Source organism: Nitrosospira sp. Nsp14 (genome assembly GCF_900113575.1).
Lineage (GTDB): Bacteria > Pseudomonadota > Gammaproteobacteria > Burkholderiales > Nitrosomonadaceae > Nitrosospira.
Window position 1 is genome coordinate 35720 of record NZ_FOPV01000005.1, and the last position, 20691, is coordinate 56410.

The window sequence follows — 20691 nt, forward strand, 5'->3', positions numbered from 1 at the left end:
TGCCGCAAAAGCATCCGGTCAATGTTCAAACCTGGTTACAGCGCTTGGCAGCAGCCAGTTGCCGATCAACCGGCATTGAGCACGCGGGCGTCGCTATTTCCTCGCACTATGGTTTTCTTGTGTAAATGATCTCCATCATCTTCATTTCCTTACCACCATGATGAGTCCCGAACATATCAAACGTCTGGGTATTGTTATCGACAATCGTCCAGACGGCGCGATGGGTCATGTGTCCTCCGCCCGGCTCGGCATGTTTTCCCTTCAACGTGATGGTCTTGCCATCGGCGCTCGCCGGACCTTCCATGATGAAGGTACCGGTACCCATGGTACTCATCCAGGACGTTACATAGTGCTTGAGAAGATTGTCGTAGCCGATTATCTCAAGTCCGGAGAAGGCCTGCCCCATCATCTGGCCGCTGTATTCCTGCTGAAGAAAACGGCCGTCCAGCAACATCTTCATTTCTGCGGAACCGGTGGATTCGACCGGCGGTTTACCGGGTTCCATCCATTCTTTCGTTTTGGTAGTCCAACTTCCGGCAAGGCTGGCTAACAGCTTATGGGGTTCGCCGGGCGTGGCCAGTTTCTTATAGAGTTCCATCTCGGCCTGCGGGTCCCTAGGTTGCGCCGCCTTGTCATCCTTCGCGTAAGCAACCGATGTCATCAGCACAACGTAGAGAGTAGCGAGGGTAAGTTGTATGGGTCGCATAGTATCCTCCTTTATAGAGTGAATCGGTTGATGGCACCAATTTCGCAATTTCCATACCGCCTTTGTCCACGTTTTTGTTACTTCCTGGGCGTAGCCGCTAGGGTAACGAGTACATAGGGGAAAAAACTGCCGTTGGTATTATATTACTGTTATTTAAGAACATCTCTGTGCGGTCTCATGCAGAATAGCCCAGGATTAGTGAACTCCTCAGTCTCGCCTTACTTTAAGGGGTGATCCAGGAACTAACGTCGGCCGCCTTCGCTTGACCATTCCTGTGAGAATCCGTGCGTGTGAAGACCTAAATAGAACCGGACGCTGACCGATCAAGCCGTCCCGATTTCACAACCGTGTAGACCGCCAGCGAGACCGCAGCGCAGTCTCAGAAACTGATCGCCAATGACGTCGTTATGACTGCCGGGAGGCGCGCCGCTCTTTCTTCCAGATATCGAGAAAGAGTTTCAGCTTGTCTCGCTTGGTTAAGCGCTCATTGGCAAGCGTTTCGAGAAACTCTGCAAGTCGTTTCGATTTCACGACCGTGTAAACCGTCAATGCAACAGATGGAATGAATACCAGCATGAAGTAGAGGAGCTTGGTGCCGAGCGGATTGTCGGCGGCAGCGATCACGTTCATTCCCAGAAAACCGGTGGTCACCGTACCGATCAGGCCGAACGTGGTTACCACAGTCAGCCGCACGACCGAATCCGTTTGTCGCCGCAACTGGTCTCTTTCCAGATAATCATTCATGTCCAGGATACGCACCCGAGTACGATTGTAAAGTTCGTCGGTACCGAGGTGCTTTCCCATCATGCTAAACAGATCGCGAGCCTGCGCCTGGTCAGACACTTCATGAAACCAATAACGATGGGTGAACCGCAAAAAAATCTCTGTTAGTTGCTTTATGTCGCGCCTGAAGGTTTGCACCGACTTGGGCTGGCGAATATCCATCTGGCTAAGCTCGGCAACGAGCCGGTTGGAGAGCATTAGCAAGGCGGCCTTGTGAAAATGCGTAATCAGAAAGAACAGAAAATACTGATGGCGGAACTGTCCCAACATGCCGCTTTCCGCCTCAGTGAAGAACGGTTCGGATGCTTCGCCTACCATCGTAAAATCATGGCCGTTGGAAATCAGGCGCACATTGTTGAAATCGTGCTCCCGTCCTTCTTCCCAATAGCGATCGTAGCAATAGCGTCGCTCGAAATCCTCAAGGAACCGCTCTGAAAAGGGTAGCGTCTGCGCATTCCCTGGGCCCGTGACCAACCCGAATCTCACTAGATCACCGCGGGTCAGCCGACTGGTTTCGTCCAAAGCGAGGTAACTCATCAACGGCATGCGTTGATATTCGATTTCCCGGTAACGAACGTTCCCCTCCCGCGGCGATTGATAAAGCACCAGAGGTTCCATAAGAAATTCCCAATGGGACGCGACGCACGGAGCCCGATGTTCGCTGACAAAGCGCAGATATCGCCCCTTGTTCTCATAGTCCGACACAGCAAGGACAGCACCACTATGAGAGAGCCACTCAACCCGCTCCGCACAGTGCCCGCCACGGCTGCTGGGCTCCCAGTGGGTGGGGTAAGTGCGCCCGAAGCGGTACAAGGTATCAAGCGCCTGCCGCAACGACAATTTTTCGCCGGCGATTTCCACCACCAGGATTGCAATGTCTATGTCATAAAAGAAATACAGGTCGATGTGCGCGACATCGAACGACATGGGCGCAGTATCGCCGGGAAGGGTAATTCGCACCTGCGCAATATCACTGCGGCGAAACACATGAATTGGGGAACGTCCGGACTTTTCGTCGCTGCCCGTACCCTCGCCATATAAAAAACGCTGTACAAATGGCAGGAAGGTTACGAATTCCTTGTAGTGCCTTTCCTTGAATTCACCCGGGTCGCCGCCGAACTCGTCCACCACCTCATTCCAGACAGAATCAGCGCTTGTCGCATTCAGACATTCCCAATGGTTTTGTATCTGGGTTCCTTCATAACGCGGCAATAGCTGCACCGGCCAAAGGGCGATTTCCCTGAATTTTTCGACGCTTGCCAATTGAAGCGGTTCAGTGGGATTCATCTCATCCTTGTGTGTTGAGAGAACTGGATCATTGCCATTAGCCTAGCATAGCAGGGGCCAGGCTATCCAAACCGCGGGCTTGGCATATACGGAATATATGGAATGATGTTACGGTCCCAGCCGCCCTATCGAATCGCGATCCGGTCCAGCCGGTCATGCGCCGACGTACACAATCTAAAAGACAGCAAGATTGGCCATGGCATTATCCGCGTCCGCCAACTCTATGCATGAGTTTGATGTTCATCAATGATGGTTCTTGAATTGTCCTATGGAGGCAGGGCAGGGATTCGTTCTTCTAGCAGGTCACAAGCCCTTCGAATGGAATTAACGATGCCTGGAAGCAACATTTGAGGGCAAAAATGTCCTAATGGGCTGGTAACACGTCCTACCTTCCCATCTTCCCACTTCAGACCTTGCGACCTTTAGGTCTTGAAACCTTCCGGAAAACGCTCTTATTTCAGGTTATCCCCCAGCGGTAATATTTCATTTAAAAGAGGACAGATCAGATTCTTTATTACTGCCAACCACATAGATCTAGTACTCATACGGGCAGACTATATGCCTCCCGCACTAATGGACTATGACGCGGTTCATAGCTGAGTCATACGGCTGTGTAATTATCGCCGCTGTTAAATATCCTGATTGATTATCTGGCCAGGTTCATAGGTCTCAGAAACCCGTTCCGCGGGCTTCCAAAGAAGACCCATCTGCTGAAAAACAGTCTTTGCCGGTAGGGGGCAGGGGCTGAAACAATCAATAACAATAAACAAAAAGCCGACGTGCTGAAGTCGGGATTGCTGTCAGGAAGAAGTGAAGCGCGCCTATGCGCGGCCGTTCGAAAGGCATCGATAAGGTTGTGCGATCGTGGCGCAGGAGAGCGCCAAGAGTATCAGGTTTTTGATGTGGTTTCATTTGACATAAACGATGCTTTTATCCGGCTATTCGGAAGATATGTCAGAACGCTGTTTCCTATACTACGGAGGTTTTATGAAAGCTTCATACAAGAAATTATTGATCGTCGGAATGCTTGGTTTTATGCCCATTATGGGAGTGCAGGCGCACGGAGTGCGGCCTTATTTTCCGCCAGCGGAAACAGAGCAGAGCGGAGAAGTAACCAAGAATCACGAATATGTCAAATTGGAAGAAACACGAAAGATTGCGCGGGATTCGACAAACGATGTTCAGGTCATTGCTCCGCATATTAGTGAGACATATGAAAGCAGCGTGAATTCAGACAGTTCCGGGGTGGGCGCGCCGTCATCTGGGAGCGTCTACTGATCTCGTCCGTTTTTGCGGTTCCGCTTCATGGCGGAATCGACAAAATCCATCGAAAGATGGTGATTTTCAAGTCTGGTACGTCATAACTGTAGTAAGTATCTCGATCTGGTTTTCCTGAGCGCCTGAAAGATGATTTTCAGGCACTCGGGAATTTAATAAATAAAAATATCGTCAATAGGGAGTTAAAGTGATTGTAATGAAGCGATTTTTTAATCTGGTTTCGGTGGCTGCGATGGGCGCGGCCATGCTATCAGGCGGTGCTGTCAGCGCGAGCGGTAACGACCAATCGCCGTGGACACCCGTTCAGTCCCCGAATATCTACAATAATTATCTGCAGCCCGTGGCGACCGCCATCGACTATCATACGCGGATGCTCTATCTCTTCAATTATGAAAATGACAAACTGATAACAATCGATCCGCAAAGCATACCCGGGTGGCCGGGAAACGTTCCGTTACAGCATACTGTTGTCATGCCTGAGGGGAACCGCATCTATATAACGTCGGATAATACGGCGGAACATGCTTCCTACATCATTGCCCTCAACGTCAATCATATCGACTGGCATTCGGGCCTGGTTTCTCTGACAGTGGATTCGGTGTTGCCGGTCGATGTCCCGAATACGCCATCGGAATTGCCGTTCGTACAGCCGGTCAATCCCGTCCAGGCGGTCCCCAACTGGGTAATTGGCAGGGGAACCCAGATTCATGGTCCCACGATATTGCCCTATTCCGATTATCTTTATTTCACGGAATTCACCTCGAACAGGGTGCGCGTGGTCAATCACAAGCTGAACCAACTGGCGAGCGTGGACCCCATTGTCATTCCCGGATACACCGAGCAGACACATGGCGTGAATTTCAACAAGTCGGGCACCGTTGGACTTGGCACAGGGTACTTTTTCGACAACAGCGTGATCGATGTATATAAATCCAACCGGGAAACCGGCGCCCTGGAGACGGTCGGCCAGATCATGCTCGGAAATGAGAAAAAGCATGCCGCTTTCACCCACTTCGTGTACTGGCTGGATGAACGCTATGCGCTCACCGCTTCCATGCAGTTCGATAAGACTTCGCTGACCCCTTCAAGCACCAATCACATCATTCCGCCCAGCGTGTGGCTGATCGATTCAGTGGCGGGAACGGCAAAAAAGATTCTCGACCATACCGATCAGGTCAATGGCAAAGGCGTGTTCCGCTCCGCCTCCGATCTGGCGGTGGTGAACGGCAAACTCTATATCGCGGAGGAAGATACGCTTGACCCCACCTTCGCCAATGACGGCTACATTTCCGTTTTTGACCTGTCCGACCGCGAAAAGCCGCGCTTCATCAAAAGGCTCAAGCCGGGCTTCGAATTGCCGGCGGGATACACCGTTGCTCATACGATCAGCCCGACTCCGGATAACCGTTTCCTGATGGTGGCAAGCTGGGTATCGGGCTACGTGATAAAGATCGATACCGCGACCGATACGGTCACCAAGGCGTGGGGTCCGAGCGACGGTCTGGTGCAACCACATGGCATTTACGCCGCCGGTGGGCTGCGCTGAGTTTTGGCAGGTTTTAGCCGGTCTTAGCTGTATTCATAGCTGGTCCACCTGGTTTTCCGCCATGACTCACCATGGATGCGATCCATGGTGGACCGCTTCAAGTCTGAAAATAAAAGATTACCAGATTGATTCAGGAAGGATGAACTGAATGAAGCAGAGGATCCTACGGAAACAGCGCTTTCTCGCCGCTGTGGCCATATTCTTTCTTTTTTGCCAAGCCAATGGCAGCGCGGCAACAATTGTCCTGCGCCGCCCGGTGTCTCTGCAAGCGGAAACGGTTACTCATTTGCGGCAAGCACACGCTCTGGATGGCAGCCAGTGGCAACTCGTTGTTTTTGGATTTACGCATTGCAAGGATGTTTGTCCAGTTTCGCTCTCCAATCTATCCATGCTGATGAAGGCGGCGACCAGGGAGCAAATCAAGCTGGATGGCACGTTCGTCACCGTGGACCCGGAGCGGGACACGAATGAGATTCTGGCCAAATACACCACAAACTTTGGGCCTGACATTTCATATTTACGCTTCGAAGGGGAAGAACTGGAGCGGTTCAAGGCGGCTTTCAGCGTGGAAACGATTTTCTATACGAAGAATGCCGGCAACAAGAATAATTACCAGGTCGATCACAGCACTTCGGCATTCCTGATCGATCCTGAAGGGAAAATCAGGGTCATATTCGATGCGTTAAAAGATGCCGATAGCATGGCAAGGATATTCCGGGAAAACAAGGAATTGTTCAAGTCATGAAGTGGGCCAAATTACTCGTATTGCTGTGCTCTATGATAGGGGGGCTATCCGTATCGGCCATGCAAGTGGAGCCGGATCCCCGGATGATCATATCGTCCATGGACAGGTCTGTTTCCCCCGAGCTCGATATCCTGCGGGTGACGGCAGATGTTTCCCCCGATAATCGCCTCGTGTTTGAGGTGAAGACGAGGGGAGAACGAATCGACGGAATCGATGGCGGGGGCGACGATTATTTGCTCCTGCAGATTTTGCACGAAAAGGCTTATGTTCTTTTTATCCCGGTGAGCAAGAAAAAAGGGGGTAGGGTATTGATATATGAGGGCAGCCTGCAAGCTGAAAGCCAAACGTTGCCAAAGGTGCTGACAGTATCCACGGAGCCCAGCCTGCAGGCGGGATCTGATGTCCGGCACATATTTCGTGGGGCGGAATTCACGGTGCCTGTCGACTGGATCGATTTTGGCGGCGATTTCAGCTTTGATGCCTACACCGTTAAAGCGAGCATACAGGGAAATACTTTGATCGTCGGCGACGTATACGATCAGGCACGAAAAGGCCGTGCCGGGGAGAAGCGGTTTTCCGCCATTACTTTGTTGAATAAAATTTGCACGCCGCGCGGATTGCGATCAGCTCAGTGATCGCTTAAAAAATGACCATTCTGATTTCCCCGCCGGTTTCAATCTTCTCGAATCCCCATCGGGAGACGCGTTTGAGCTAGTCATTCCCGCTTATAGTTCTTCCGCCTGCGCCACCTCAAAACGGTTCCGTTTCCCGGCCTGCGCCTTCGTTATTCCCGGATATTCGTTCGGTCTTAATGACTATTTGTTCTTTGTTATTATCCCATATAATGACAACGTCATCATCTTGACATATTTTTATGAGATATTTATCGCGGTGTCTATCTCCTCTCCTTGATAGATGCCTTAGGCGTTTATCCGATGGGTGACACGCCAGCCCGGTCCAGGGGGAACGAGTTCTGTACCGGGCTTCTTTTTTTCAGTAAGCATGCTGGTGCCCGCCTCAAGGGTCTTGCAGCCGGCCGATGGCAACGGGATGAACACGATGGTGATGGTTTCCCGCCTGACCTTTTGCCACGCTCGTCCAATCGCAGCAGCCTATGAACCGGCAGAGAAGGCAGCTACTGACTTTTATTTCGCTGATTCGGCCGCTTTGGCATACAAGCGTCATGTCGCAGGACTGTCAATGCGACAACCGTCGGAATTCAGCGGCTTTCTATCATTAATGCTCAGGGAGACGACGAATGAGAAGTGCCATCAGGAAAATGCAGGATGTATCAGGAAAGCGGGCGAGAAAACACCTGGTAGTACAGTTCGATCCAAACAGGAAGGCCCGCAATTTTTACGTCAGGGCCGCAAGATTGGCGCTGGCGGCAGGTTTTCTGTCGTTCCTGCCGGAGGCGTTCGCGATGAACGGCCTGGGCCATCCGGAAATCAAACCTAAATGGGCTATCGATGACAGCCGGTGGATCACCCTCGGCGCCGGCTTTCGCGGCTCGGGCGTGTGGGTGGAGAACCCGTCGGCGGATAATTTCAAGACGCTTTTCAGCATCGACAATGCCCGTGTTTTTCTAAACGGGCAGATCCATAAATATATCAAATTTGAAAGCTACACCGATTGTACTTTCTGCAATAACACCGATCCGGGAGACAATCCCAAGATGTCCTATACGGTCCTGGCGGCCATAGGAAAGGTGGAATTCAACCGGTATATCAATGTCTGGGGCGGACGCATGCAGATCCCCACAGAGCGGGGCGAGTTGGCCGGACCTTTTCACCAGGCGACCCATGACCCCTTCAAGACGCCATCTTTTCCGCAGGGTTTCAGCACAAAATTTGGCAGCGGCGGGGCAGGGCGTTATGGCCATGATGAAGGCGTCACTTTTTGGGGTAACCTCGAGCCAGGGTTTGTTCGCGGCACGCTCGGGTATGCTGGCGGTATCTATCGGGGACTCCAGTCATCTACGCCCATGCGCATGGGACCCAACCAGGAAAACAGCGTGTCTTTTGCCGGGCGCCTGACGTATAACTTCCTTAATCCTGAAATCAATCCGGGCTTTTATACCCGCAGTACTTATTTCGGAAAGGCGGGGGATATTCTCGCAGCTGCAGTCGGCACGTCCTACCAAAAGGATGGCGCGGGATCATTCGCCCATCCCAGCGATTTCCTCGGTCTTGTCGGCGATATCCTGTTGGAAAAAGTTTTACCGCGAAATACGGGCGTAGTTACTGTCAATGGAGAATACAAAAAGTTCTACGCCAATTATTCCCCCCTGGCCTTTGCCAACCCGGATTGTTTTTGCATATTCGATGGGCAATCGTGGACGGTAACAGGACTTTATTTGATACCCGCCCACATAGGAATCGGACAACTCCAGCCGTACGGAAGGTTTACCAGTATTCAACCTGACCACAGCAGCAAACGGGAGGAAGTCGAGGCGGGTGTAAACTATATTATCAATGGCTTTAATGCGCGTATTTCAGCCTACTACCAGCACGGAGATCTGCGGACCAAAGGTACCAATTATGCGCCTGATGTGGTGGGCGACAAGGTGGATGTTTTCAAACTGTCATTCCAGCTGCAAATGTGACCCGCTTGTTCGCTGCCTTGATGCCCAACCCCACGTCCGGTTCCAGGCACCGGACGAGGCCAGGTTAGGTAGGTTAGATATAGGTTTCGGCGGGTTTCGGCTACGCTAAATCCACTCCCGCAGTTCCTCGTTCAGCGCGAGTAACGTTATTCCTGATCTTCCGTGCCGGCTTGCGGCGGGGTTGGCGCTACCTGCTCCCAGCCGTCCGGACATTCCTTGACGTAGGGGTAGTAGCCCTCGGCAGAGCGACAGTAATGCCAGTAATTCCCTTGAGATCCGGTAGCAGGTTGGGCCGGTTGGGCCACGTCTTTTCGCTCGATGTATACCGCGGGTGGAACGAACCTGCCGGCTGCGGGCGGATAGCCGTAATACGCGGGCGGGTAGTAGGGCGGCATATAGCCGAACGCACCAAAGCCGAAACCCCAGGCCGGCCAGCCGCCATAATATGGATGGACATGATGGTGATGATGTTTTCCATGGTGTCCGTGCCCTCCCTTATGGCCGTGCCCATCCCCATCCTTATCCGGCTGCCCATCGCCGTCCTTGTCCTGATCGTTGTCGCCGTCCCCCGGCTCGTCCATTCCGCCGTCCTCAAACCCTCCATCATCGGAGCCGCCATCATCTCCGCCATCCTGGGCTAACGCGGGGACCGTCGAGTTTAATCCCAGCAGCGCGGCCACCAAGCATGCGAGACATAACCGTTTGAGTTTTTCCACAGGAACTCCCGTTTTCAGGCACGCGAAATCGAACCAAAACCGGAACTATTTTCCCAAGCCATGCAAATCGCAACGTCAATCCGAATGTCTCGATATAACCGTATTTAAATCAATGAACGCATATCGACACGTTCAGATGACATGTTCCGGCGGTTGCTATGACAGGCAGGGGTTGGAAAAATTCGCTAGCCGGAAAGTGACGGGAAGTGACAGTACATCACGGGCACGGTGGCGCCTGATGGTGGAATAGCGGAAAGCGGAATAATGAATGGCGCCGCGCTTGCTTCCCCGTTCCGTGTGTCCCATTACCCCATTACCCCCATTACCCCCATTACCCCCGTTACCGAAGCGGGACGCAAACATGAATGGATTTCTGCGACTCGCTGTACTCGACGTACGGGTGCCTGACGGGGCTTGGCGAGGGGCGCTAACAGGACGATCGCGACTGCCTATGCGGTTGGCTTTGGCTGCTATGGCTCTCAGGTCTGGATATCTGTGGCCTTGGCAACAGACCATCGGCTCCGGGTTGTGCCATCGTCTACTGTAGAGGGTATGAGAAACGACCGATTTCAGCTACGCCGTTGGTTCGAAGAAATGGGGGAGCAAGGAATCCCGATTAAATGATGTCGACGGGAATGACGACTAACTTTTAGCGGAAGGGTGGTTAAAATGACTATGCCAGGATTTACGGCGGAAGCATCGTTATATGAAAGCAGGCGCCGCTATCGGCGCTATAGCGGCCCGAATGGCGCCGGCCAGATTGGCTATCACGCACTGGTTGCGCCTCAGGCGTGCGGAGCGTTCAAGTCTCTGGCGTGTAACGGCTTGATCCTGGGGTGCGTAGGCTGCACTGCGTTCTTTCCAAACGTACCTGCCATGGTGGGCTGTTTTGCGGCCTGCCTGGGCGGGTTCTATGGATATTGCCGCGATTGCATAGACGTACTTGACGTCCCCGAGAACGGCGGTGGTGGTGGCGGTGGGGGCGGCGGGGGCGGAAGCCCTGCCGGCGGCACCTGCTTTCCCAACAAATGCTGTGAGTGGGGTGACAACGGCGAATGCACGCTTTGCATTCCAAGGAATGCTGCGTGCCCCTGACGCCTGACGTCTGAACGCAATCCTACGAAGGGAATCGCTAGCTGGGGCGCCGAATGGCGTCTCCCGTTCAGCGCACTATGCGCCTTGCCAGTTTGCTCAGCTCGCGCAGCCAGAGTACCGAACTGGCGGCAAGCGTGCACAACATCCAATCGCCGAGGCTCAAGCTAACGGTCGAAAATGCCTTTTGCAGAAAGGGCAGATAAACGACGGCCATCTGCAACAGAACTGATAGGGCGATGGAGGCCCACAGCCATTTATTGGAAAACAGGCCGGTGAAAGCGCTCTGCTCATCCGAACGCGCATTGATCACGTTGAAGAGGGACGCCAGCACAATCGTCGTGAACGCCATGGTCTGGGCGTAACGCATGCTGCCGGAACCTTCTATGAGCCCGCCCGGCAGGGATGCGTCCAGCACCACCAGCGTGCTCGCAGCCATGATAAAGCCGACGTAAACAATACCCCACCACATTTGCGGCGTAATCACTCCTTCGCCTTTTGCACGCGGTGGTTTGCGCATCACGCCGGCATCCGGCGGATCGACGCCAAGCGCGAGCGCGGGCGCGCCATCCGTTACCAGATTGATCCATAGGAGCTGGGTTGCAAGCAACGGAAGCACGATGAGTTGCTCTTCGGCTTTAAGGCCGATGATATCCGCCAGAACCACGCCGAAGAACATGGCCAGCACTTCACCGATGTTGGATGAGAGCAGGTAGCGCAGGAACTTGCGGATGTTGGCGAAAATGGCGCGTCCTTCTTCCACGGCCGCGATGATGGACGCGTAGTTGTCATCGGCCAACACCATGTCGGCGGCTTCCTTGGACACGTCAGTACCCGTGATACCCATCGCTACGCCAATGTCCGCGGTCTTCAGGGCAGGCGCGTCGTTTACCCCGTCCCCTGTCATCGCTACCACCTCGTCGCCGCGCTGCAAAGCCCTGACGATGCGCAGTTTGTGTTCCGGGCTGACGCGGGCGTACACCGATACTTCCTTGACGGTCTGGTCCAGCGTCTCGTCCGACATCTTCTCCAGCTCGGCGCCGGTTACTGCCCGCGCCTTCAGGTGACCGGTGATACCGAGCTGGGTGGCGATAACGGCCGCGGTGATGGGATGGTCGCCGGTGATCATGATGGTGCGTATGCCCGCCATCTTCGCGCGCGTGACCGCTTCTTTCGCCTCTTCGCGCGCGGGGTCGATCATGCCAATCAAGCCCGCGAAAACGAGATCCTGCTCAAGACTCTCATCCACTTCTTTGATTTCGAGCGCATCCGCAGGCAGCGAGCGGAAGGCCACGCCCAGCGAGCGCAGCGCCTCGCTCGCAAGTTCCTCATTCTGCTTCAATATGGCGGTGCGTCGCGGGTCGGTCAGGGGCTTTGTCTCTTCTCCCACCAGCTCGAATGTGCAGCACTCGAGCAACAAGTCGGGTGCGCCTTTGGTGAAGACAAGCAGCCGCTCATGCAGCTGAGCATCGGCATCGGTATGAATCGTCGTCATCAGCTTGCGCTGGGAGGAGAAGGGAATTTCTCCGACGCGCTCGAAGCGCGCGTCCAGCGCTTCCTTTTCCAGTCCTGCCTTGCGCGCGGCAACGAGAAGCGCTCCTTCGGTAGGGTCGCCCTTTACTGTCCAATTTCCCTCGTGCTCTTGCAGGACGGCATTGCTGGCTCGGTCGCCCACTGCGAGCGCGCGTTCCAATTCGATTCGCAAGGCGCCGTCTATCTTCGTTTGGCGATCCGCGGGGTTTTCCGTATTTGCGGCATCTTCCTCGCGCCGTACTTCGCCTTGCGGCGCGTAGCCCGACCCGCCGAACGCCACCCTGCCGCTCGCCGTGACCACCGCGAGCACCGTCATCTCATTCCGCGTGAGGGTGCCGGTTTTATCCGAAGCAACCAACGTGGCGGAGCCCAGTGTTTCCACCGCCGGAAGACGCCGCACGATCGCGTTCCTGCGCGCCATCCGCTGCACGCCGAGGGACAAGACGGCGGTGACGACCGCCGGCAGTCCCTCCGGTATCGCCGCGACCGCCAGGGCCACACCCAGGATGAGCGCGTCCACGATAGCGGCAAAACCGCTTACATGCTCCACAAGAATAATCGTTGCGATCATGACAACAGCGATGACAACGACGATGATTCCCAGCAGTTTGCCTACATGCGCAAGCTCCTTCTGAAGGGAAGTCGCCTCTTGCGGCGTTTCTTCGAGCATGCCGGCGATATGGCCCATCTGGGTGTGCATTCCCGTTGCCACCACCACTGCCCGGCCTCGGCCAAAAGTCGCCGCCGTGCCGCTGAACAGCATGTTGCGCTGGTCGCCCAGTTCGACTTCTTCTGGAATTGTCTCGGTATATTTCGATACCGGCGTGCTCTCGCCCGTAAGGGCGGCCTCCGCCGTTTCCAGCGCCACCGAATGAATCAGCCGCGCGTCGGCGGGAATGGTATCGCCTTCCTCGATAAGGATGATATCGCCGGGCACGAGTCGAGCTGCGGGCAGGGTCTGGTGTTCGCCACTGCGCACAACGCTGGCCTGTGCCGCCGACATTTGCCGCAAGGCCGCCACCGCTTCCTCTGCCTTCGATTCCTGGATATAGCCCATGAGGGCGTTAAGAAGCACCACGGCAAAAATGGCGATGGCCTCATAGGGCAGGGCCGCGTCGCGCTCATACAACCACAGTCCGGCTGAGATGGCAGTGGCGATAAGCAGCAGGACCACCAGCACATTCTGGAACTGGGCGAGAAACTTTCTCCATCCGGGGACAGGCTGTTTCGCCTTCAGCTCATTTGTGCCGTACTTATCCAGCCGCGCCCGTGCTTCGCTCTCGCTCAAGCCATGCCTGGAATCCGACGCGAACGCCGCCAATACCTCATCGGGAGATTGCTGATAAGGATTCTTCTGCTGGTGCCGGGGGCCTGGATCAATCATGACTTGAGTCCAGGAATCGCTGATCGGAGAATCGGCGAGCCTGTTCCGGGTTGCCGTTATTTGTTCAGGGAGTCCTGAATCTGCTGGGCATACTCAAGATGATCAGATAACGGCGCGAACATTTTGTACAACAGCGCCTTCAATTCTTCACTCTTAGCGCTGGGCATCAGCCTGTTGTCTATCGTGTCCAGCACATGCTGGTAGAGAACGACATTCCGCTCGATGTATGCCTGGTCGAATTCGATCCCCTGCATTGCCGCGAGACTGGTAAAGCCCATTTCGCCATCGGTCCGCAGCTCCTGGTTGATCATGCTGTCTCGCAGCGCCAGTTGAAGCTTGTCGACCAGTTCGGCAGCTTCTTTATTCAGGCTTTCGTGGCCGCGTATCTTTCGCTGTGCGTATTCCCTGACTGCCGCGTTGGAAGATTTTGAGTCCGCGAGCAGGCCGGTCTCGATGGCAACCCGGTGCGCGGTAATCACGACGTTGGCGATTTGCGCATCGTCCAACTCACGGATTTCGGCAAACGCAAACACGGGAGCGATCAGTCCAGCGGCTACAACGGATAGATTCTTCATGGATTCCCCATAATGAGAGTTTGTGGATAAATCGGCGGCTGCATTCGACCCCCAAGTCAGCCGCTTGATCAGTGAGTCAGCGCATGTCCCGGTTCAGTTGTTGCTGCTTTTCAGCGCTGGCCGGCAGGGTGATCACGATCCTGGGCGGGCTGAGAACTTGCACCCTGGCTCCGGCCGCGGTTAGCGGCTCGATCAGCGACGACATTTCCTCCAGGCCTTTAACGCTTGCGATCTCCGCCAGGAGTTGGGGACTGCCTGAGGCGCGGATGTCTTCAACCCGGCCGGGCGCATCGTCACCATGCAGCAGCGAAAACAAGGAATGATTATAGTTTGACGGGAGCGTAATCTCTATCTCCAGCGCATCGTCAAGCAGTGCCGGTATGGACTCGATCGTTTCGTGCCCGTGCCAGGGTAATGAGACCAGCGGTTTTTTTTCCATCTTCTTTTCCATCTTTGCCCTCGGTTGTCATCAGCGGGAGTGCCGGGCAGAAAAACCGGCACCGGCCTTGCGCCTGTTATATACCAGCGTAATAAATAAACGCCCTTTACCCTTTACCGGCCACCGGCCACCGGCCACCGGCCACCGGCCACCGGCCACCGGCCACCGGCCACCGGCCGGTAAATCAGTATGCACGGTCGCTGCATCTGGTTTCGGTTCGTTTTAGCACAGAATAAGCACTACGCGAGCATTATGTGGCCCTCGCCCAGCAAGCATCAAAGCCTTCCGGATGCTTTGCCTTCATGAATGACATTAACGCTGCTATTGCAGTAATGCTCTTGCAGCCTCGCCAACATCTATCTTACGTCTGATTATAAACCTGCAGCGACATGAGTATCTCTTCCCCATCAGGAGCGGACATCATTCCAAGGCCCCGCGTCTGCGTTGGCGCCCAAGCTTGACCATGGGATCATTATGGTCATTTTTATTGCTAAGGGTTTCACCTAGCATAAAACCAAGGTTTCCCCAATATACTCGTGGCATTGACCGGGTTAGGATGCAGCTACTTTCTCCTCTTTGGTTCGCCGCTACCATGAAAACAAAATCCGGGAACTATTTGGCAGCATTCATAATAGCTCTGTTGGCCTTGCTGAATCCTTTCGCGACGGCGGCGCAGTCGCTTGACACTCCCGAGATTCACGCGGCAGCCGCGAATGCAACCAGCCAAAGTGATCACGAGGACGTCGCAAAGCAGTATGAAGATGCCGCTGCGCAGATGCAGGCAAAAGCAGCAGAAAAAAAAGAGCTGTTGGAGCATTACGAAGATAAAAGCTACCTTTATGGCAGGCGCGCACAAGACCTGCAATCCCATACTCACGCCTTGATCCGCAATTACGAAAAGGCCGTCGCTGAAAATATGCGCGCGGCGGCGTTCCATCGTCAGATGGCGTCACAGCTCAATGAAAATCACGCCGCGTCCGCTCCGCGAACGCCCGACGCGGTGAGCGGGCTTTAGAGGTGGCTATAGCGGTGCGAGGCGTCATGGGGGAAAAACAACCTGCATCCTTGCCTCTGCGGCCCTCCCGGATTTTGCCGCCAGTATCCTTGGCGCAGCGTTCTCCTTATGGGTTAGAACGGAAGCGTAGCATCCACTGAGAACAGGAATTGGTCCTTCCTGCCGTCAAATGGCCGGAACGCCATATCGATGCCGTCTGCCCGGTCATAACGAATGTTCGGTCGAATGTTTACTTTCTGTACTGGCTTCCAGCCAATTCCCATTCTTTTGGCGGGTTTCCAGTTCATGCCCAGGGTGACTGCGTAATAGTCCGCGGGTGCGCTGATAAAGGGAATGTTGCCCGCATAGCTGACGCCTTTATTATTCATGGCGGATAGTATGCGATAGGGCGAAAAAACGCGCCACCCGTTCCGATCGTGAAACCGCTCAGCCCGGATGCCCACGGACAGATCATGGAGAAGGTCGTAGGTCAGGTGCGTATTGATGCTGTACCATGCGGCATTCTTGATTCCGTCCGGCAGATTGATGTTCGCCGCCCAGCCGTTGGTATGGTGCAGGACCACATGGGTCCTCGGTGTGATCCGATGCTGCAGGACAACGCTGTACATCATCCACGGTTCACCTATCGCAGTCTCTCCGTAGGTTCCACCGAGAGTAGCCGAGGTTCTTTTATCGTCGCTGCTCCATAGGACGCCGGCCAGGCCACCCCAATTGTCCAGCTGTTTATCAAAGACGCCATCCCAGCCGCCGGTTGCGCTGCCTGTGGTTGCCGCACCCAAAACGGACCAATTCTGGTTGACAGTGTAATTCCCGAGCAATCCCACGTGCGTGAACGGCTCGCCGCTGTTAAGAATATAACCGCGCGTATAAAAGAAGTTATCGGGGGCGGGCACTGTTTCATACCCAAGCGGGGTATAAAAATGCCCGGCCTTGATATTAAGACCATTGCCGATCGGCACGTAAGCCTCAAAATAGGCCTGCGGAAGGGCAATACCGTAGGTGCGGGTCGATTTACAGCATATATTAAGATCCCAGTTGCCTCTGTCAGCCGGCGCACCGGTATTCTCGTCGAACGCGGAAATGCCAAAAGCCTGAGCGTAGATGGCGTCCGTCCCAAACAAAAAATCGACGCGGGCGCCAAAGTCCCATTCTTTGCCTTCCGATGTTACCGGACGCTGTAAAAATAAATTCAACTGGTTCAGCTGAAACCGGTTGGCTCTGTCCGCGAAAGTAACCGTCCCATTGAATCCATCCGATGGGTTATTTGCGTTATAGGTAATGCCGCCGTTGATCCAGCCACCAAATTCCAACCCGTTTTCCTTGAACAGATTTGTCAGGTTATTGGCATGTACATCCTTTAGGCCAAAGACGATAACCAACAGGAGGATGCCGATGCCGGCGAATGTTGCTTGGTTTTTATTTTTTGACATAGCGACCATTGATGTAATCATTCTTTAAGGGCGCAACACGACGTCGTATAAGAATCCGTCGGCAACGCGATCGGGTTTTTATCAGTCGTTGAAGCGGGTTCGGCTTGGCTTTCGAATCGGCCTGTGTGAATCATGCCCTAGCATTGCACAAAAAAAAACGCTGATCGCGGCAGGGTTTTTTAGGACTGGGGGACGCCGATTCGGGTTATGTTTCGCCCAGGATCTGCAAAGAGCCCTCAACGCACAGCCATCAATCCCTCAGAAAAGACGGTATTCCTTTGGCTGGTAGTGCCTGCCATCGGCGCGGGCAGCGCACCTTGCGGAGAGCAAGGGCGTCACTATCAGTAAAAGTGTCGAACTTTATCCTACGTGCCGTCGAGCCAGCGCCCCCGCTCACGACAACGATTACCTTTACGGCGGCGGGGGCAACGACGTTCTCAAAGGCGGCAATGGCAATGATTATGTCGATGGCGGGCACCGGGAAAGATATCTTCGATTACAACTGGGTGGGCGAAAGCCCGGCGCCGGAACCGCTTCGGTACAACACCAGTATGACATCATCTTGGATTTCAACCGCTTGGAAGGGATAAGCTCGACCTCTCCGGCATCAATGCGAATGCCTACGTGCCTGATAACCAGGCGTTCAGTTCGAGCCAGCTTTCATACAACGCCGGGATCGGCGTCTTCATTGCCCACGTTCATGACGGCGGAGACCTGCAAATACAGTTCGTGGCGACTGGGGCATTCATCCCGACTCTGGACGTCATCCCGGAAAAGCGCGAAGCGTAGCCCGCAGGCATGTTCTCGCGCTACTGGCCATCGCCGGTCCTGGCGCTCGCCTGCTCCAGTTCGTCGATGGCCCGGTCGAGTGCGTCGGTGTCATCGCCGCTTTCGATCCGGACCTCGTTGAGCGGCTCGAAGTAGACATTGGCGATATTCTCGCTGGTGATGACAAGCAGCGGCTTCGTCTGCAGGCTTTCGCCACGGATATCCAGCGGGGTGGAGGTGTCGGAATGCAGGGTGCCGCTGCCGGTTATCTCGATCGTCGAGGTCCGGGCGGCGTGCAGAACCACATAGCTGATGGTGCCGTCGGCCTTGGCGAAAAAATCCTGAAGAATGCCGTCATAAAAGATGACGTTGTTCAGGTTTTGCGTGCGCGAGAGGACGTGCGCGCGCACCAGTTCTGCCCCCTTCTTTTTTCTTCCCCGCTCCAGCATGAACAGGTAGCGATGACGGGTAAACCCGCTGAGATATCCGTTTTCGATTAGTTTGCCGGCGGCGAACCCGAGCAAGCCGGTGATGGCGCCAGTGGCGGCGAAATAAACGAGAATCCAGCCTGCATAACTGTCGAGCATGCTGCGGAATGTTCGCGGCGGGGTGCCCGGCAGCGTGAAGGCCTCAATGCGCAGCAAGGCGGCAAACTCGTCGAAATCCACGCACGGCATGGCGGGCAGCGCCCCTGACCCGGCACAAAGGCGGGTATTGATTACAAAGTAGGCACAGGCGTGAACCAGGAAGCTGATGACCACGACGCCTGCCAGTTGCGCCAGCGGGCTTGCGGGCGACACTTCGCGCGTGACCTGGTTGGGAGAGTAGAGTCCCCAGAAAAAAGCGAATCCGGGAAGCAGCAGGACAACAATGACGACCGTTGCCCACGCGATGGACATGGATGGTTGGGGTTGGAGTAGGGTTTAAGCGGGTGCTGCCTGGGACATCGAAGGCGCGGCGGACGTTGTTTGACTGTTGCGCAATGCTTCAATTTCCTTGATGGCGGTTCTCAGATCGACGGAAGATCTATGCGGATTGGAAAGTACCTTGAGCACGATTTGCGAGTTGCCGCCCGCGAGGCGCACCAGCTTGTCATACAGGACCCGGTCTTTATCCTTAAGAACTCGCATTGTTGCCGCCCGCTCCGACTATTCCGTTAAATGATGTTTGAATTAGTAGCACAATAACATGGAGATGTCAAGGTTTATGCGGGGGTTGGCGGATTATGCGGCCTTGATCTGCCCTGCGGAGTTCCGACGGAATAGGCCGAATGCACGAAGGCGCTCCTCGCTTCGCGCTACCGGCTCATCGCCCCTTTCGCTACGGAGGGCGCTATGGTGGGCGGCGGCGTTACGTCTGCCGCAAGGGAAGTGTTGCTGGGCTATCCCGATCCTTCTGGTTACCAAGGCTAGATTATCGTAACGCCCGGGTCCAAGGGCGACCTAGGGTACCCGATCACCAGCCTTCTCTTTGGCTATCCACTGGATTTATACAGTGCGATTATATGGGGAAACCTTCTTCGGTAAAGAGCCGCTCGGCACCTGGGAGAGGCTGCTTGGGATCATTCCGATTATCGGGACTGTACACAAGGTCGATAAGGGATTGGATGCTGCAAAGTTACTAGGAGTGAATCCATTCAAGGGCAAAACGTCTAAGGATGTTTCTGAAATGCTTCAGAAGAAGGGTTATGCTCTAAAGAGACCGGACCCCACTCTGGGTCGAGGTACATATGTAAATCCAAAGACAGGTTGAGGTTGGAATCTTGCGCTGAGGCTTCCACGCGTTTCTCATTTTCAGCGGGCACAATGGACGACAGATACATAGTTACTATAATCTGAGGATATTGCGGTCCGCAGCTAGAAGGGGGATAGCTCCCGGCTGGAACGCATCACCTCTATGGATATGGTGGGGAAAATTGAGGGACGTCACTTGCACAGACCGTCCCAAAGGAGAGCTAAAATGGAGAACCGAAAAATCGTATCTCGCAGCGAATGGCTGGAAGCCCATGCTGCGCTGCTGAGCAAGGAAAAGGAACTCACGCGGGCGCATGACAGGCTCGCCGCCGAACGCCGCCGCGCGCCCATGATGAAGGTTGAAAAGACCTATGAATTCGACGGACCGGATGGCAAGACCGATCTTCCCGGCCTGTTCGGCGGGCGGAAGCAACTCATCGTCTATCATCACATGCTCAAGCCGGCCGATCCCGCGCCTTGCGTGGGGTGCGGCATGGTCGGTGACCAGATTCCGCATCTGGCGCATCTTCACGCGCGCGACACCGCGCTGGTCTTCGTCTCTCGCGCGCCGGTGAACGAGATCGAGGCGTTCCGGAGACGCATGGGCTGGCAGATGCCGTGGTTCTCGACCATGGACGATTTCAACGCGGATTTCGACGTGCCTCGCTATTTTGGCCTCAATGTCTTCTATCGTGACGGTGGCAATATCTACCGCACATATTTCACCACGGGACGCGGGGTTGAGACGCTTGGGACCGTCTGGACGTTTCTCGATCTCACGCCGCTCGGCCGGCAGGAAACCTGGGAAGACTCACCAGAAGGAACGCCGCAGACGGAGCCATATAACTGGTGGCGGCTGCACGATGAATACGGGAAACGGCAACCGAATTCGTAAGTGTAGCAACTAGGGTTGTAAGCCCAAGCGGGTGGAATCTTTAACCGGATGAGGCGAAGTATAATTTATCGAATCAGGACCTTCAGCCTGCCTCTGCGCACTGAATCATTCAGCCCTGTATGTCGATAGAGCGTCTGGAGTGCCACTTAATTCCTTTCAGA

The 20691-nt window shown here is 54.7% G+C and carries 19 protein-coding genes and 1 pseudogene; 10 read left to right on the top strand and 10 right to left on the bottom strand.

Features of this window, described 5'->3' with window-relative positions:
* Positions 1-106: 106 nt before the first annotated feature.
* Both BM022_RS04570 and BM022_RS04575 read right to left on the bottom strand, forming a co-directional pair.
* Positions 107-706, bottom strand: a complete 600-nt coding sequence (locus BM022_RS04570; protein WP_091137274.1) for a DUF1579 domain-containing protein — start codon at positions 704-706, stop codon at positions 107-109.
* A 405-nt stretch (positions 707-1111) separates the two neighbouring features.
* Positions 1112-2776: a hypothetical protein gene (locus BM022_RS04575; RefSeq protein ID WP_091137275.1), complete on the bottom strand. Its 1665-nt coding sequence runs from the start codon at positions 2774-2776 to the stop codon at positions 1112-1114.
* A gap of 987 nt (positions 2777-3763) precedes the next feature.
* Here BM022_RS04575 and BM022_RS04580 point away from each other — a divergent pair.
* The 5 genes from BM022_RS04580 (at position 3764) to BM022_RS04600 (ending at position 8950) form a co-directional block, all read left to right on the top strand.
* On the top strand, positions 3764-4054 hold the full coding sequence (locus BM022_RS04580; RefSeq protein WP_091137277.1) for a hypothetical protein: 291 nt from the start codon (positions 3764-3766) through the stop codon (positions 4052-4054).
* A gap of 196 nt (positions 4055-4250) precedes the next feature.
* Entirely contained in the window at positions 4251-5600 is a 1350-nt protein-coding gene (locus BM022_RS04585) for a YncE family protein (RefSeq protein ID WP_256208929.1), read from the top strand.
* Positions 5601-5748: 148 nt separating this feature from the next.
* Positions 5749-6345, top strand: coding sequence for an SCO family protein (locus BM022_RS04590; RefSeq protein WP_091137278.1), 597 nt, complete (start codon positions 5749-5751; stop codon positions 6343-6345).
* The gene (locus BM022_RS04595) at positions 6342-6980 is read left to right on the top strand and encodes a hypothetical protein (protein ID WP_091137280.1); all 639 of its coding nucleotides are present in this window, start codon (positions 6342-6344) and stop codon (positions 6978-6980) included. Before BM022_RS04590 ends, BM022_RS04595 begins: the two co-directional genes overlap by 4 nt.
* Before the next feature lie 623 nt (positions 6981-7603).
* The gene (locus BM022_RS04600; RefSeq protein WP_256208931.1) at positions 7604-8950 is read left to right on the top strand and encodes a hypothetical protein; all 1347 of its coding nucleotides are present in this window, start codon (positions 7604-7606) and stop codon (positions 8948-8950) included.
* Positions 8951-9096: 146 nt separating this feature from the next.
* Here the strand turns inward: BM022_RS04600 and BM022_RS15405 are convergent, their stop codons facing one another.
* Together BM022_RS15405 and BM022_RS15075 are read right to left on the bottom strand one after the other, a co-directional pair.
* Positions 9097-9666 (bottom strand): hypothetical protein, encoded by a 570-nt coding sequence (locus tag BM022_RS15405; RefSeq protein ID WP_091137282.1) that lies wholly within the window; start codon positions 9664-9666, stop codon positions 9097-9099.
* Positions 9667-9822: 156 nt separating this feature from the next.
* The gene (locus tag BM022_RS15075; RefSeq protein WP_143079517.1) at positions 9823-10029 is read right to left on the bottom strand and encodes a hypothetical protein; all 207 of its coding nucleotides are present in this window, start codon (positions 10027-10029) and stop codon (positions 9823-9825) included.
* Positions 10030-10335: 306 nt separating this feature from the next.
* Between BM022_RS15075 and BM022_RS04610 the strand changes: the two genes are divergently transcribed.
* Positions 10336-10761, top strand: a complete 426-nt coding sequence (locus tag BM022_RS04610; RefSeq protein ID WP_091137283.1) for a hypothetical protein — start codon at positions 10336-10338, stop codon at positions 10759-10761.
* Between the two features lie 67 nt (positions 10762-10828).
* Here the strand turns inward: BM022_RS04610 and BM022_RS04615 are convergent, their stop codons facing one another.
* The 3 genes from BM022_RS04615 to BM022_RS04625 all read right to left on the bottom strand — a co-directional run bounded on the left by BM022_RS04615 (position 10829) and on the right by BM022_RS04625 (position 14689).
* Complete coding sequence (locus BM022_RS04615; RefSeq protein WP_091137285.1) at positions 10829-13675, bottom strand: cation-translocating P-type ATPase; 2847 nt, start codon at positions 13673-13675, stop codon at positions 10829-10831.
* Positions 13676-13731: 56 nt separating this feature from the next.
* Positions 13732-14250, bottom strand: coding sequence for a DUF4142 domain-containing protein (locus tag BM022_RS04620; RefSeq protein ID WP_091137287.1), 519 nt, complete (start codon positions 14248-14250; stop codon positions 13732-13734).
* A 76-nt stretch (positions 14251-14326) separates the two neighbouring features.
* On the bottom strand, positions 14327-14689 hold the full coding sequence (locus BM022_RS04625; RefSeq protein ID WP_143079518.1) for a hypothetical protein: 363 nt from the start codon (positions 14687-14689) through the stop codon (positions 14327-14329).
* 592 nt (positions 14690-15281) lie between these two features.
* Between BM022_RS04625 and BM022_RS04630 the strand changes: the two genes are divergently transcribed.
* Positions 15282-15704 carry a hypothetical protein gene (locus tag BM022_RS04630; RefSeq protein ID WP_091137290.1) on the top strand — a complete coding sequence of 141 codons (423 nt, stop codon included), beginning with the start codon at positions 15282-15284 and terminating at the stop codon, positions 15702-15704.
* Positions 15705-15817: 113 nt separating this feature from the next.
* Here BM022_RS04630 and BM022_RS04635 read toward each other — a convergent pair whose 3' ends face one another.
* Positions 15818-17143, bottom strand: a complete 1326-nt coding sequence (locus BM022_RS04635; RefSeq protein ID WP_091137439.1) for a porin — start codon at positions 17141-17143, stop codon at positions 15818-15820.
* A 331-nt stretch (positions 17144-17474) separates the two neighbouring features.
* Here BM022_RS04635 and BM022_RS16345 point away from each other — a divergent pair.
* Positions 17475-17600, top strand: a pseudogene (locus tag BM022_RS16345) (hypothetical protein); the annotation flags it as partial.
* 158 nt (positions 17601-17758) lie between these two features.
* Positions 17759-17923, top strand: a complete 165-nt coding sequence (locus tag BM022_RS15910; protein ID WP_256208932.1) for a hypothetical protein — start codon at positions 17759-17761, stop codon at positions 17921-17923.
* 20 nt (positions 17924-17943) lie between these two features.
* On the opposite strand, the gene BM022_RS04645 is transcribed toward BM022_RS15910, so the two are convergent.
* Together BM022_RS04645 and BM022_RS04650 are read right to left on the bottom strand one after the other, a co-directional pair.
* The gene (locus BM022_RS04645) at positions 17944-18801 is read right to left on the bottom strand and encodes a hypothetical protein (protein ID WP_091137293.1); all 858 of its coding nucleotides are present in this window, start codon (positions 18799-18801) and stop codon (positions 17944-17946) included.
* Positions 18802-18825: 24 nt separating this feature from the next.
* The gene (locus BM022_RS04650; protein ID WP_091137295.1) at positions 18826-19032 is read right to left on the bottom strand and encodes a hypothetical protein; all 207 of its coding nucleotides are present in this window, start codon (positions 19030-19032) and stop codon (positions 18826-18828) included.
* An 829-nt stretch (positions 19033-19861) separates the two neighbouring features.
* On the opposite strand from BM022_RS04650, the gene BM022_RS04660 reads away from it, so the two are divergent.
* A complete protein-coding gene (locus BM022_RS04660; RefSeq protein ID WP_091137300.1) occupies positions 19862-20530 on the top strand; it encodes a DUF899 domain-containing protein in 669 nt (222 codons plus the stop codon).
* Positions 20531-20691: the final 161 nt, after the last annotated feature.